The organism is Pseudomonas sp. DCB_BI (genome assembly GCF_026240995.1).
Taxonomy (GTDB): domain Bacteria; phylum Pseudomonadota; class Gammaproteobacteria; order Pseudomonadales; family Pseudomonadaceae; genus Aquipseudomonas.
Genome location: NZ_JAPFCG010000006.1, coordinates 190,104 through 204,811, shown reverse-complemented (window position 1 = coordinate 204,811; position 14,708 = coordinate 190,104). Strand labels below are relative to the sequence as shown.

The 14,708-nt window shown below is 65.2% G+C and carries 9 protein-coding genes; all 9 read right to left on the bottom strand.

The window, feature by feature from the left end:
- Position 1: 1 nt before the first annotated feature.
- The gene (locus OO258_RS09030) at positions 2–781 is read right to left on the bottom strand and encodes a hypothetical protein (RefSeq protein WP_266029878.1); all 780 of its coding nucleotides are present in this window, start codon (positions 779–781) and stop codon (positions 2–4) included.
- On the bottom strand, positions 765–2,471 hold the full coding sequence (locus tag OO258_RS09025) for a GspE/PulE family protein (protein WP_266029877.1): 1,707 nt from the start codon (positions 2,469–2,471) through the stop codon (positions 765–767). The genes OO258_RS09030 and OO258_RS09025 overlap by 17 nt, the downstream gene beginning before the upstream one ends.
- 60 nt (positions 2,472–2,531) lie before the next feature.
- Entirely contained in the window at positions 2,532–3,065 is a 534-nt protein-coding gene (locus tag OO258_RS09020) for a response regulator (protein ID WP_177410727.1), read from the bottom strand.
- Positions 3,066–3,314: 249 nt separating this feature from the next.
- Positions 3,315–3,956 (bottom strand): SurA N-terminal domain-containing protein, encoded by a 642-nt coding sequence (locus OO258_RS09015; RefSeq protein WP_266029875.1) that lies wholly within the window; start codon positions 3,954–3,956, stop codon positions 3,315–3,317.
- Between the two features lie 12 nt (positions 3,957–3,968).
- Entirely contained in the window at positions 3,969–5,456 is a 1,488-nt protein-coding gene (locus OO258_RS09010) for an ABC transporter substrate-binding protein (RefSeq protein ID WP_266029873.1), read from the bottom strand.
- A gap of 101 nt (positions 5,457–5,557) precedes the next feature.
- Complete coding sequence (locus tag OO258_RS09005) at positions 5,558–6,223, bottom strand: SCO family protein (protein ID WP_110744425.1); 666 nt, start codon at positions 6,221–6,223, stop codon at positions 5,558–5,560.
- Positions 6,220–6,876 (bottom strand): SCO family protein, encoded by a 657-nt coding sequence (locus tag OO258_RS09000; RefSeq protein WP_266029870.1) that lies wholly within the window; start codon positions 6,874–6,876, stop codon positions 6,220–6,222. The genes OO258_RS09005 and OO258_RS09000 overlap by 4 nt, the downstream gene beginning before the upstream one ends.
- Positions 6,873–8,849 carry a cytochrome D1 domain-containing protein gene (locus tag OO258_RS08995; RefSeq protein ID WP_266029867.1) on the bottom strand — a complete coding sequence of 659 codons (1,977 nt, stop codon included), beginning with the start codon at positions 8,847–8,849 and terminating at the stop codon, positions 6,873–6,875. The genes OO258_RS09000 and OO258_RS08995 overlap by 4 nt, the downstream gene beginning before the upstream one ends.
- Before the next feature lie 19 nt (positions 8,850–8,868).
- Positions 8,869–14,703, bottom strand: coding sequence for a manganese-oxidizing multicopper oxidase MnxG (gene mnxG, locus OO258_RS08990; RefSeq protein ID WP_266029865.1), 5,835 nt, complete (start codon positions 14,701–14,703; stop codon positions 8,869–8,871).
- Positions 14,704–14,708 lie beyond the last annotated feature (5 nt).

Here is a 14,708-nt window from a genome sequence, read left to right as displayed (position 1 = left end):
GTCAAGCCACCGCCCGCCACATGGCGCACAGCGGGTCGGCTTCGCTGGCCGGCTGGCACAGCTGTACCGCCGCCAGTTGCGGCACGTCGCCCCGCCCCGGTGCATGCAGGTAGACCCGTGGCAGGTGCTCGCCGTACAGCTCGCAGGTGCGCTCGATCAGCGCTTGCAGGGCCTGGTCGCTGTCGGCGCAACCTTGCGCCAGCACTTGCTGCCACGCCCCACCGGCCGCCAGCAGCAGCACGCTGCGGCGTGGTTCGGCCAGCACGAACAGGAAGTCGCCCTGCTCCAGCTGCGCCGAACAGCGGTTGTAGGCAGCCATCAGGTACGGCTGTACTGACCGCAGGTTCAGGCGGCTTTCCCGGCCCAGCGCCTGCAGCCGTTGCAGCAGCGCCTCGGGCAGTGCCGTCGCGATGCGGGCGGCACCGGCAGGCTCGGGCGACAGCACGATCCGCCAGTCGTCCAGCGATTGCCCATAAAGGTTTTCGAAACAGGCCCTGGCATAGGCATCCAGCTCGCGCGGGTGGCCGATGGCATCGCTCCAGGGCACCAGGCAGAAGCGGCTGTAGCGGGCCGACAGCAGCACCCGCAACTGGGCACCCCGCACCGCATGCTCGGCCAGCAGCGCAGCCAGCCCGTCGACGGCGGCATCCCAGGCCGGTTGGGTGGCGTCGCTGCTGAACTCGCGGCTGCCCAGCCACTGGTGATGGTTCTTGTGCCAGCGACCCAGGCCGACACCCTCGGCGCCCAATACGGCGCAGTAACGGTCAGATGAATGTGACACGGTTGATCTCCTCAAGGGTGGTACGGCCATCGCGGACCAGGTCCAGGGCCGAAGCCCGCAGCAGGCGCAGGCCACGCTGGCAGGCGAGTGTCTTGATTTGCGCCAGGGGCCGGCGCTCGACGATCATCTGCCGCAGGTCGTCGTCCAGGTGCAGCAGCTCGGCGATGGCGCTGCGGCCGCGGTAGCCACTGCCGCGGCACTGGCCGCAGCCCTGGACGCGAACGAAGCGCCAGCCGGCCACCCCGTCGCGGGTCAGGCCCGAGCCATGCAAGGTGTCGTCATCGTGTTCGCAGCGCGCGGCGCAGTGCGGGCAGGCTAGACGAATCAGGCGTTGGGCCAGCACCGCGTTCAGCGCGGACACGAAGCTGTAGGGGTCGACCTGCATCTGGCTGAAGCGGCCGATCACGTCGAATACGTTGTTGGCGTGAATGGTGGTGAATACCAGGTGGCCGGTGAGCGCCGACTGCACGGCGATCTGCGCGGTGTCCGGGTCGCGGATTTCACCCACCAGGATCTTGTCCGGGTCGTGGCGCAGGATCGAGCGCAGACCGCGGGCGAAGGTCAGGCCCTTCTTTTCATTGACCGGAATCTGCAGCACGCCAGGCAGCTGGTATTCGACCGGGTCCTCGATGGTGATGATCTTGTCCACGCCGTGGTTGATCTCGCTGATCATGGCGTACAGGGTGGTGGTCTTGCCGCTGCCGGTAGGGCCAGTGACCAGGATCATGCCGTAGGGCTCGGCGGCCAGCCGGCGCAGGGCGCGCAGGGTTTCATCGGCAAACCCCAGGGCCTGCAATTGCACACCACTGACCCGGTCGGACAAGTCCTGCTTGTCGAGCACCCGCAGCACCGCGTCTTCACCAAAGATGCTGGGCATGATCGATACACGGAAATCGATTTGCCTATCGCCAACGGCAACCTTGAAGCGGCCGTCCTGGGGCACGCGTTTTTCGCCAATATCCAGCTCGGCCATGACCTTGATACGCGAAATCACCTGGTCGGCGAAGGCACTGCCGCTGGCTTTGCCGGCACCGTTAAGCACACCGTCGATGCGGTACTTGATGGTCAGGCCCTGGCCAGTCATGCCCAGGTGAATGTCGCTGGCATGCAGCTTCAGCGCGTCATACAGGGTGGAGTTGACCAGCTTGACCACCCGGCTCTGGTCTTCGCTGATGCTGGCCAGCGACAGGCGTTGCAGCGGGTCGCTTTCGCTGCTGGTCTCGGTGTCGTGGTCCAGGGCATCGACGGCGTGGAAGCTTTCTTCATGGCGGGCAAGGAAGGTGGCCAGCTCGGCAGGATGGGCCAGGTACAATGGCGCCCCCTGCAGCACGTCATCGATCCAGGCCAGGCGGGCAGGGTCGAAGGGGTCGGCGAATACACCCAACAGTTGGCCGTCCTGCTCGATCAGCACGAATTCGCGCTTCAGGCACGCGGCCAGGCTGACCTTGTCGAAGCGTGGCGTACTGGCCAGCAGGCTGTGGCTAGCCAGTACCGGGTAATGCAGGGTCAGGCCCAGGCGTTGGGTGAAGGTGCCCGGGGTATCGCCGGCCAGTTGCTCCAGGCAGTTGAGCAGGCGTTGGTCGGTGGCTTGCAGGCGAGCCTGGGCCAGGAGGTCGCGGGGGTAGGCTTGAAGTGGTTTTGGCTGTGCCGGCGACAGGGCCGCAACGGTTGCATCGAATGCTTCTGGCATGGCCTACGACTCCGCTCAGGGGCGCGTCGCAGGCTGGCTCGGCCAGGGGTGCGGGCGCCGCTATTCCCCTGTAAGCAGTTGGTCGTCGTCGGGCCCTGGTGGCTTGGCGCCGTTTCGGCGGCGGTCGGCCAACACCCAGCTTCCATCGTACAACTGCAGGGGGAACGATTCGTTCCTGTTCTGGCGTCGTTCGACGAACCCTTCAGCCGGGTTGTCCGTGGCCCTGCGCCGGCGCTCGATGCCCATCAGGTCGAAGATTGCACGGGCCAGTTCCATCAACGGGAACGGCTTGAACAGGACATGGCTCACGCCCAGTTCGGCGGCCCGCTCACGCACCTCGACGGTGGGGTGGGCGGTGATCAGCACGAAGTGGCACTGCCTGTTCTTGCGTACAGCCTCCAGTACCTGAAAACCTTCCATATCGGGCAAGCGGTAATCCAGCACGACTACTTGCGGTGCCAGGCTTACAGCCTGTTCGATACCACTGGCACCGTCGTGGGCAACATGAACTTCCAGGCCTTGCGCCTGCAGGTACGCTTGCAGGTTCTGCGCAAGAGTCTGTTCGTCATCGACTACCAATACTCTGTTCACCAAGGTCGACTCCCAAGAACTGCCCGGTTACCCGGTCTGCGAAGTGCGCCCTTGTACAAGCTTGAGCAGGCTTCGTGCCAGGCGTGAATAGTCATGTTGCACCGCTGTAACTCATTGATTTTACGATGGTGCCGGCCAGCACCGATAACGCGGCGGGCAGGCGCACCCAGCCTGTTCCCCAGAACCGGGGAAAATGATGGCACATTGCCAAACCCTGATTCCCCAGCATTGGGGGAACCGCCATCAGGGAACTCAGTCGGCGATCTCCACTTTAGCGGATTCACGCAAACGTTGGCGCACCAACTTGCGCGCCTGCGCTTCTCTTTGACCGATGAGCGTGGCCCTGGCCAACACCAGGCCCTGTTCGTGTATGACTGACGGATTATCACTTTGGTTCTGCGCTCCCTGCAGGCTTTCTCGGTTGGCAGCATAGAATGCTTGGACATCCTCCTGGCTAGGCGCGTCGACTGCGCTGAGCCGGGCATACACCAGCTGGGCGGCCATCTCGTGTCGGGTGTATTCAGTGTAATGTGCCCGATCGAAGCCTGCCTCTGCCAGACGCCGCTCGAAAATGGCCGGGCTGCCAAATGCCGCCTCCACTTCGCCGACGTGTGCCGACACCTCTTCATCGCTGATGGCAATGCCCTGGCGTTGCGCCTCCTGCCACAGCAGTTCCTTGTCGATCAGCTCGTCCAGCGCCTGGTCGCGCAGGCGCTTGTACAGGCCCGGGTTGCGGATGCTGGTCAGCGCACGGCCCTGGGCCTCCAGGTACTCGCTGAAATAGCGCTCCAGGCGCATTTGCCCGATCTCCACACCGTTGACCCGCGCGGCGGGCATATCGGCCCAGACCGCCCGGCCCAACACCAGCAACAGGCACAGCAACATGATACGCATGGCAACCTCCGTTCAAGGCGTTACCGGCACCGGCCGGTACGGGGTGACCGCAGTGAAGTGCGGGCCAGGCAGGTCGACCGCTACCACATGGGCGCCGGCCATGCCCTGGCGACGCCCGGGGCCAAAGCCCAATGCCGGGGTCAGGCCAGTGGCCACATCGTGCAGGCCCTCCAGCGCGGTAATCAGCTGCTCGCGGCTGGCGTCACGGCCAATCTGTTTCAGCGCTTCGCTGAGCAACCGCAACGCACACAAGGTGGAGACCTGCAACGAAGCCTGGCGTGGGTCGAGGCCCTGACGCTGTTGCAGGCCGGCCAAAGTCGCCAAGCCCTGCTCGGTCCAGTCCCCAGGCACATAGGGATAGGCCAGGAACAGCCGTCGCGACCACTGCTCCGGCAAACGCGCCACGGCCCCGGCTACCTGGCTGGAAGCGGCGAACAGGTATGGCTGGCGGCCCGCTGCCTGCAACGCTGCCGCCAGCTCGGCAAAGGCCTGAGCGCGGCCAAGGAAGATGATGCCCGGGCCATCCACGGCCTGGCCATCGAACACCTGAATGGCGGGCGTCGCCCAGCCCTGCTGCAGCAACCGCTCGCGTACCTGCTCGGCCAATGCGGCCTGTTCATTGCCAGCGTAAACCACGCGCAGTTCACCGGGGGCCAGGCCCAGCGCGGTGCGGGCGTGGCCTGCCAGGCTCAACAATTGCTCCGGCAGGCCGGGCAGCGGGTCGAAGATCTGCGCACTGCCGCCGCTGCGCGGGGTGCTGCCGATGAGGGGGACATTCTGTGCCCCCAGCAAGGTTGTCAGGCGCTGGTCGAGCATCGGCGCCAGCGGCGCGACCAGGGCAAATACCCGCTCTTGCCCCAGCAACCGCTGCAAGGCGCGTTCGGCGCTGGCCGGGTCGGCGCCCGGATCGAGCACCACCAGTTCCAGCCGTCGCCCGTGAATGCCGCCTTGCAGGTTGAGTTGCGCCACACCGTCCTGCAGTACCGCCCGAATCACGTGCCCGGCTTCGGCCAACGGGCCGCTGGCAGGCAGCAAGGTGCCCAGGCGCAGCACACCCTCCTCCACGCCGGGGTCGCGCTCCTGGGCCAGGCGCTTGAGATAGGCCGTGAGGTTGCGCTGGTCGGCCAAGGTCAGCTCGAAACGCGGCATGGCCGGGTCCAGGCGGTTACCGGCCGGGTCCACACCCTGCTGGATGGCCCGGGCCAGGCTGCTGTCGGTATAGGCCGGGTAGTTGCGACCGTTAGCTTCGCGCGTGCCCTGCCCCAGTGCCAGGCGTTGCCAGTCCAGGCTGGGTGGGCGCACCCCACCTTCGGCACGGCCACGGCCGTCGCTGCCGTGGCAACTGGCGCAGGGCAGCACGCTGGCAGGGACGGCCATGTCGCTGGCACCGACCCGGGCCTGCAGTTGCGCATCACTGCTGGAAAGCCCTTCGCGGTAGAGGCGTTTGCCGGCTTGTTCGTGGTCGGTGAGGTCGAGGGCCAAGGCTGAAAAAGAGGCCATGCCAAGCACGCATGTGAGCCATACCGCAAGCCCTGCGGGAGCGGCCGTGCGTCGCGAAAGCAGCTGCCCTAGAGGCGAACTCCCCAGGAGGCGCATGATACTCACCGACCCGCCAGTGGCTGGGTCAGCAACTGCATGCGCTGGGCAATCGCCGCGGGCGGTGCATCCGGACGGATCTTGCTCCAGCGCTTGCCGGCCACATCACCGGCAATCAGCTGCGTCGAATGCTGCTCGGGGCTGGGCAGGAACTGCCCGATGCGGCCAAGCACCAGGTCGACACTGGCCTTGTCACCGGTCAGGAACAGCCAGTTCGGGCCGTCCACCCCCTGCTTGGCGGCAAATGCCTTGAGTGCCTGTGGGGTATCGTTCAGCGGGTCGCTGCTGATCGACACGAATGTGACCTGGCTGGCCAGCGCCGGCCCCATGGCTTCGCGCACCTCGCGCAGCTTGCGGGTAATCAGCGGGCAAGCGTCAGTGCAGTGGGTGAAAATCACGTTGAGCATCACCACCTTGTCCTTGAGCACGTCGCTGTAGAAACGCAGCTCGCGGCCGTTCTGGTCCTGCAGTACGGTGTCGGTGAACCAGGTCTGGGCATCGCGGGTGCCGCCGCCACTGGTCATCGCCTGCGGCGCCGGTTGTGGCGCAGGCCCTTGCTGGCCATGGCCTTCATGGGCAAACGCCACCGAGGCCAGAATCCACAGGCAGCCACCCAGTACCAGCCAGTCGAAGCCACGCATGCCAGCGCGGCGGGGGGTGACAGTGCTCATGGTTGCACCTCGTGATGGTCGGCGATGGCGGTGCTCTTGGCATGCACCCGGCGGGCGCTGAGCCGGTTGATCTCTGCGATCAGCACGGCCGGGTCGGTGAAGCCGTAGTAACGCGTCCAGTGCCCACTGCGCCCGTCGCCGACCAGGATCAGCGGCGGGTGCTGGCTAAGGTCGGCACTGAAGCTGCCCAGGCCCTTGAGGGTTTCAGTGATGGCGTACGGGCTGCCGGTCAACCAGCTCCAGCCTGGCCCCTTCTGGAACGCCTTGGCATAGTCCTGCAAGCGCCTGGCGTCATCGCGCTGGGGGTCGACGCTGATCGATACCAGGTGAATCTCCTCGCCGACCCGACCACCCAGTTGCTGCTGGACCTTGCCCATGATCGACGACACCACGGGGCATACCGTGGTGCAGCTGGTATAAATGAAGCCCATGACCACCAGGTGGTCGCCCACCAGGTCTTTTTCCAGGCGTACCGGCATGCCGTCCTGGTTCAGCAGCGAAACATCGGCAAAGCGCACGCTGGCCTTTTCCTGGTGCGCCGCTGGCGGCTGCTCGGCGGGGCCTTTGTGGTCGTGGCCGGCGTGGGCCAGGGCCAAGTTGCTGGCAAGCGCCAGGCTCAGGGCCAACAGTGTGAAAGCATGCTTGGCGTTCATCGCACATTCCTCACGTCAGTCTGGGAAGCGTTGCTCGCTGCGGCCGGCAGGACGCGCAGGCTGGTGTAGTTTTCTTCGGCGAACTTGCGCCCCAGCGAGGGCGACTGCACATGCAGGTACCAGGCGCCGGCCTCAGGCAGTGTCAGCGCCGCCTGGTAGACGCCCTCGCCCACCTCCTGCAGCTGCAGGTTGCGCGGCATCGACGACGGCGCCAGGAAGTAGCGCAGGCTCAGGTCGTTCAGGCCCAGGCGTGGCTGGCCGTCGTCGCCGACGATGCGCACTTTGGCGGTGAAGTTGCTGTGCTGCGGCAACGGCTGGTCCAAGCCGATGAACTCGGCATGTGCGGCCTTGCGCTTGCCGGTATTGGGAGCCTGGGCCACTTCGGTGCTGAAGCAGTGGATAATCTGTGGCTGGTTGAGCAGGAAGGCGACGTCGAACTTGCCGGCGGCGGGCAGTTTCACCGTCGAGCCGTACACCCCTGGCGCCACTTCACGCAGGCTGCGATCGATGACGATAGCGGCGCGGGCCTGGTGGCCGCGGTTGTTGTAGCCGGACATCGGCGCGTTCATGCCCTCGGCGTAGAAGTAGGTGGTGTTGTCCACCGGGTTGACCACGAACACCGAGTTGTCATCGCGCGACACCGACAGGCCCTGGGCCAGCGGCAGGTTACCGGCCTGGCGTGGCGCCGCCGGGCCAGCCTCGAAGCCCTGCACGATCGGCGTACGCCCTTCGCCCAGGCTGGCCAGGTTGATCATGCTCACCTTCGGCGAGGCCAGGCCACGCACATAGGCATAGCCCTTGGTGAAGGTCAGCTGGTAGGGCTCGGCCGCCACTGGAATCTTGTGGATCAGCCGGTCGGTGCTGGCATCGATCACCAGGGCCTGGTTTTCCAGAGTGTTGAGCACGACGCCGTAGCGGCCATCGCTGCTGAAGCGCATCGGCCCCAAGCCCTGTTCGGCCTTGACCGTGTGGCGCAGCTGGTGGTTACGCGCATCGAACACGCGCACGCTGCCCTCCTCGCCATCGACCACATAGACGGCCTGGGACAACGCCGAATAGCTGACCGACAACGGGTGCGGGCCCACCTTGATGGTCTTGGCCAGGCGCATTTCCGGGATATCGATGACACTCAGGGTACCGCTGTCGCGGTTGCTGACGTAGGCAAAGCGCGAATCGGCGCTGAAGGCGATTTCGTGGTGCCCGGTGCCAGTGTTGAAGCTTTTCAGGCTGGTGCGCCCCGGCACGTCGATCACCGTGACGCCGCCCTTGGCCGGGTCACTGCTGTTGTTGCCGACCCACAGCCGGTGCTGGTCGGGCTGCAAGGCCACGCGCAGTGGCTGCTCGCCAGCGTCCAGGTCGGCCACGCGGGTGAAGGTTTCGGTATCGATCACCGCCACCTTGCCGCTTTCGGGGATCGACACGAACACCTGCTTGTCGTCGCTGGTGGCCACCCAGTCCATGGGCCGCCCGGGCAGATCGATGCGGGCCATGGTGCTGGTGACGCCGCCCACCGACACGGTCGGGTCGATCACCGTCAGGCTGGCGTCATTGTTCAGCATCAACAGGAAGTAGCTGTTCAGGTCGAGCAGCGGCCGGGCACCAATGCTGCTCTTGAGAAACAGCGCGACCCGTGACTTGCAGCTTTGGTTGCGATCCCCGACCGGGGCCGACTGCGCCGGGTCGATCCACGCCCCGGGGGCCATGCCTGACAACGGCTGGCCGCTGGTCTGGTCGCTGACCTTGAAACGGATGTTGGCGAAGCTGCCTTCCTGCAGCTCGCCCCCGGCCAGCGGCCGGGCCTCAAACTCCACGGTCACGCCGTCCCGGCTGAGCCGGTGCAGGGCTTGCGTGTCGGCAGCTTCCTGCAACAGCTCGCGGGGATCGCACCAGAGCTTTTCGTACGCCACGCCCAGGCCGATCAGCGCCACCCCCAGTACAACCCCCAAGTAAGCAGGGCGAGTCTTCTTGTTCATGCTCGCGCTCCCTTATCCATCATTGCGCCGGGGCCGTTGCCGGCGGCGCTTCGTTGGTCACCCGCAAGATCCCCCACAGCCCCGAGAGGTTGCCGTAGGCGGCGTAGTCGCGGAACAGGTAGTCACCCGCCACCGCGTTGGCACCACCAGCACTGGGCAGCATGAAGCTGAAGTGCGCCGCTGGCAGTACGCTTTCCTGGGCACCGATGTACATGGCCATCGGGTTGTAGCCGAAGCGCACCGAGCCGATACCTGGCAAGTTCATCGGGTAACCGTCCACATCGCTCTTTTCCGCCTGGTAGTTGTGCAGCGGCCACAGGTGGCCATCGAGCTGGTAGACCATGCCGCGGCTACCACCGCTAGGCATCACGATGTGGTTGCGCACCGGCTGGCCAGGTTTGGCGTACAGCACAGGGGTTTGCGGGTCGCCGCCGACCAGGGCATTGGCGTAGGCCATGTGCGCATTGGGCACATCACCAAAGCCCAGGCCATCGGCACGGCCGAATGGCGAGTCTGGGGCCATGCCGAAGCGCAGCCACAGTGGCTCGGTCTTGTAATTGACCGCCATGTTCCCGTTGTCCTGCGGGTCGCCTGCGGCACCGTTGCCTTCGGTGTTGATGCCTTCGACAGGGCGGCCATCGGCCCAGCGCATGTTCAGCGCACGCTGCCACACCGTGACGAAGTCGCGGTAGTCGGGCTGGCCAGTCACCTTCACCGTGGCTTGGGCACGTGTAGCACCGTCCTCGGTCCAGGTGGCGGTTTGCGGCAGGATGCTCATGGCGCCCACCAGGCCTTTCTGCGGCTGCTTGATGAAGTCCGACGGGGTCAGGTTGAGGCCGCCGAACTCGATCGCGGTGGTGTTGATGTTGTCCACCGTGCGACCCAGTTGCGACACCGGCTTGCCTTCACGCTCCAGGTGGCCGGCGTAGTACTGGTAGGTACGGGTCGGCCATGCACCACTGGTGCCAGCACGCGCAGGCACGGTTTGTACCGGGTTCAGGCCAACGTTGGCACCATCGGACCGGGTGATGTCGTAGGCCAGCAACTGCGCGTGCAGGCCCACGTGGCTGGATGGCCGCATCAGGTTGTTGGCAAAGGCGGTGGCGCCCTCGCTGTCGAAGCGGTCACGCTTGACCACGTTGTGCATCACTGCCGTACTCGGCAAGTCGGGCATTACCAGTGGCAGGCGGTTCTCCAAGGTAATGCTGATGCAGTCGCCAGCGTTGGCGCGCAGTACCAGAGGCTCAACCGGCACCCCCGCCTTGAGCTTGCCAGTGGTGGCGTCCAGGTCGGCCTTGCGCACGTACAGGATCGCGGTCGGGTCGTGCAACGGGGCACTGTGGCCGCCAATGGTGAAGGGTTCGCCGTCTTCGGGGTCTACCCCACTTACCAGCGGGATGGCGGTTTTACGGCTGTTGAACACCAAGGTGCCACCATTGGCCTTGAGCGGGCCACCCACATGCTGGCCGATACCGGCCGGGTCATTGATGCTGACGCCGTTGCGGTTCTCGAGGATATCGTTGGCCAGCGCCGCGACGATCTCATAGCTGCGCTTGACGGTGGTGCGGGTACCGATACCGTTAGGGTTGGCCGTGGTTTTCGGGCAGATGCCGTCGAAGTTCACGGTGTTGCGCATGGCCACCGGCTGCGGGTTGTTGGGCAACGGGAACAGGTCGCTACGTTGCGCGGTGTAGTTACGCATGATGCCCCAGATACCGTTCCAGTAACCTTCCAGGGCGGCGTCCAGCGAATAAAGGTAGTCGCCGTTGGTGGCCGCGGAACTGGAGATCATCGAGACCGGCGCCATGAAGCCAAGCTGCTCGGAAATGCCGATCATCTGCGACGACTTCCAGCCCGAGTTGGAGCTGTTGCCGAAGCCCGTGCCGTTCTGCAGCCATTTCACGCCGTGCAGGGTGACGTTGTGCTCTTCTTCATGGCCACCGGCGTGCATGCGCAGGCGCACGTTATCACCGGAGTAGGTGCGCAGCATCGGCGTGAACGGGTCGCCTGGTTCGCTGCCCGCCTTGTTGATGTGCGGCGGGAACAACGTGGTCCCACCGGTTGGGCCAACCGCCGAGGTAATGGCTGAAGGCGCCAGGTTCATTGCCGGGATGGCGCGGTCGGTGCGGGTTTGCAGGGCATAGCTGAGGTCGCCGGCCAAGCCGTCTGCCTGCATGCCACGCTTGCCGTCCGGGCCGACCTTGTTCGGGTCGTAGACGCGCAGAGCCAACGGCTCGTTGCGGTAGTTGACGACGAACATGCCAGGGTCATCCACCGAAATCGCCTGCGGGCATGGCCGGCTTGGGCAACCTGGGTTGATGCCGCCACGCTCCTCGACAATGGCTTCCAGCAGGTTCGAAGCCTTGCCGCGCACCGGGGGGTTGATGGCGTAGCGGAAGCTGTCGGCGGTGGCCGGGTAAGACTGCGCATTCGGGATGCCGTCCGGACCTGCCCCCACATATACGCCAGCTTCATAGGCATGCTGGAAGTCGCTGTACTCCAGGAAGAACTCACGGTAGCTGTCGTTCTTGCCATCGCCATCGTTATCGCCGGTCTGGATCACGGCCTGCCACGAGGTCGGCCCACCGTCCTGACGGGTGGCCGGGTTATACAGCTGCTCACCGGTTTCGGCGTGGTACCAACTGGAGCCGGCAGGCTCGGCCAGCACGGTGGCGTAGAGGCCTAGCTGCTGGTGGGTCGATGGGCCGAGGTGGTCGTGAGTGAAGATGGTGCCCAGGCCACGGTCGACGTTGAACACGTTCACCAGCGGGTCAGCGAACCAGCGCTGCATGGCCGTGCGAGCGCCGAGCCAGTCGGCACGGCCGAAACGGCCGAAGTATGGGTGCTGCCTGGCTTTCGGGCAGGCAGCGCTGCCATCGCGGCTATCACCATCGGTGCAGCCGTTGTAGGCGCGAATGGCCTGCACGCGCTCGACCACACTGCCGGGCGAGAGAATACCGTCTTCGTAGTTCCAGCCGTTGGCCGAACCGTCGGCGGCGGTCAGGTCCCACTTGGGCAGGTGAATATGCTGGCCGATCACGTCGGTCGGCGTGCGCACCTGGTAGTCGTCCATTTCATAGACGTTGGGGATCAGGTTGGTGTGCTGGTACATGGTGCAGTCAAAGGTGTTCATGCGCATCACCAGCGGCTCTGGTGGGCGCTGCTTGGTGATGACTGGCCAGGCGTCTTCCCACAGGGCGATGATGCGCGCCTGGGGGAAGTGGTAGCCGACCTTGTTGTACACCGCGTCAAACTGGATGTTGGCACCCTTGTAGATACGTGGGCGGTCAGCCGTGAAAGCGGAAGATCCGCGGAAGTTCACGCCGGTCAGGCTTTCGCCGCTGAAGAAATCGCCCACCCCTGAGGATTGGGTCAGGCGCTTGCCCCGGTCATCCATGCAGGGTTCGTAGAATGGCGCGCCGGCAGTCGGCAATGCGCCGTTGGTGCGGAACGCCTTGGCCACAGGCTGGCCGCCGGGGATCAGCGCGTAGCTGGGGTGCTCGGCCATGGCATGGAACTGCATGGCTGCCTGCTCGACATCGGTACCCTCTTCCGGCAGGTAGATGGGTTTGGCCTTGTGCACCACTTTGGTGAAGTCCAGTTTGGTGGTGGTGGTTTCGGCTTCGCCGCCAGCAGATACGCCGTCCAGAGCGTGTCGGCCAAGGCCACCGTCCCAGCCATCGACCTGGTTGGCATCCAGGTTGGCCCACAGGGCCTTGCCACTGTCCTTCAGCTGCCGTGCCAGGGCTGGGTCGAGCATGTCCAGCGGCGGGGTTGGCGGGCGGTTGCCGACGCTGCTTTCCATGCCGCCGATCCAGAACGGGTAGCCTGGGTTTTTCAGGGTACCGTCGGCGTTGCGGTTGGCGTCGGTGCGATCGACCAGGGCCAGCGAACCGATCGCCTTGCGCACGGGTGGCGGGTTGGCATGGTCGTCATCGCCCTCTTCTTCTTCGTCATCGTCGTCATGGGCGGCGACCAGTTCTTCGGAGAGTTTCGGTACCACCACGACTTTGCCCGGCAGCGGCGCCATGGCCTTGCCGGGCAGTGGCACGATGGCCGGAATCGGCGTGCCGGCAACGATCTCGCCGTCCGGCAGGGCCCGGGCGCCTGCCGCTGGCTTGCCGCTACGCAGGGCGAACGGGGTGCTGTGGAAGCCGTTCTCGCCCTGCCCGCTCACCTCAAGGCGGGTGCCTTCCTCGAACACGTCATGGACCCGCCACATGGCCCACATGCCTTGGGCGAAGTGCGGGTAGAAGTGGCAGTGGTAAATGGCATCACCGGCCACCCGGTTGCGGTTGCCGGAACCGCCGTTGGCGATTTCGTAGGTGTAGCCGACCCCGGCACCGATGCCTTGCGCATCGATGTAGTCGGAGTTGTCATCATTGGGGTTGAACAACCACTGGTGGCCATGCAAATGGAAAATGTGCTGCTCGTGGCCGTTATGGGTGTTGCGGAACTTGGTGAAGTCGCCAATGTAGCTGTGGTGGACGTTGGCCGGTTCGGCCGGGAACAAGGCCATGCTCGCCTTGACACCAGTGGCACTGGCCGGCGGAACTTCGCCGGGGCGGATGTGCTCCAGGCCGACGTTAGCCGGAACATCCACTAGCGTACCGACGTCACCCACGGTGTGTGCACTGAGGAAAAACTCTTCATAGGCGCACGACAGGCAGTCGTGCATCGGGCCTACGCCCAGGCGGTTGGCAACCACTTCAGCGCCCATGCCACCCGAGCCGTAGTTGATCATGAACGAGTCGCGGGCCGGCTCCAGCACATGGCCCATGACCGGGTCGGCCCAGTAGCCGGGGAAGGCCTGGGTACCGGCGACTTCGTCGGCGAACTGCGAAGCGAAATCACGGAATGCCTCCAGCCGGTTGGGCAGTGCCGGGTTGCGCTTGCCGATGTTTTCCAGCGGGTAGGTGGTTTTGGGGAAGCTGCCGTCCGGGTTGGGGCCCATGACGATAGCGTCGGTTTCGCTATTGATGATCTGGTTGCCATCGACCATGGCAATGATCGGCTTGCCAGCCTTGCCTTCGGCAATCCAAGGTTGCACTTGCGGGTAGCGGGCTTCGTAGTCGATCACCGGTTGGCCGGTGGCAGTACGGCCGGTGGTGGCCAGGCGCATTTCTTCTTCGGTGAGGGTGTTGCGGTAGGTGCGGCCCAACTTGGGCACCACGACCACCTGGCCGAACAAGCCGTTGGCGACGTTGCCCGCGGCGCCTTCGCCGCCAAACGTGGCGGCCTTGCTGGTGGCGGCAAAAGCCCCTTCACGCTCGGCGTACAGGGTGTAGCTGCGGGTATTACCGGGGTTGACGAAGAAGTTGCCGTTACGCCCGGTGTAGGCGGATATGTCGGCGATGCTGTTGACCGCTTGCATGCCATTGACCTGGAACCCGACCATGCGCTCGGCGACCTGTTCATCGGCAACGAAGCCTTCAGCGGCCTCGTTTTCGACTTCCTCCCCTTCGGGGCCTTCGGCCTCGATGCCGTGCTTGTTGGGGTTGGCCTGATAAGCCAGCAGGTTGGTCAGGTTGACCGTGAGGCAGTCGCCGGCAGCCACGCGCAGCACGATGGGCCGTGGGCGCTTGTCCGGGCGCAGGGTGACCTTGCCCGGCACGGCAGCCCCGCCCATGCTCAGCGGGACGAGCTTGTCGTCCACCACATCCTCGCGCAGGGCGAACATCATGCCATTGGCGTTTTGCGCGCCAAGGCGGTTGAACATCAGCGGCTGGTCCAGGGCCACCACGTTGGCGACCAGGGTGCGCTGGCACTGCACGGCCGCCTCGCTGGTCGACTCCCAGCCGAGCAAGGCCAGAACGAGTGATGACAGGATGGGGCCTTTGCGTGGCGTCGACATGCTAC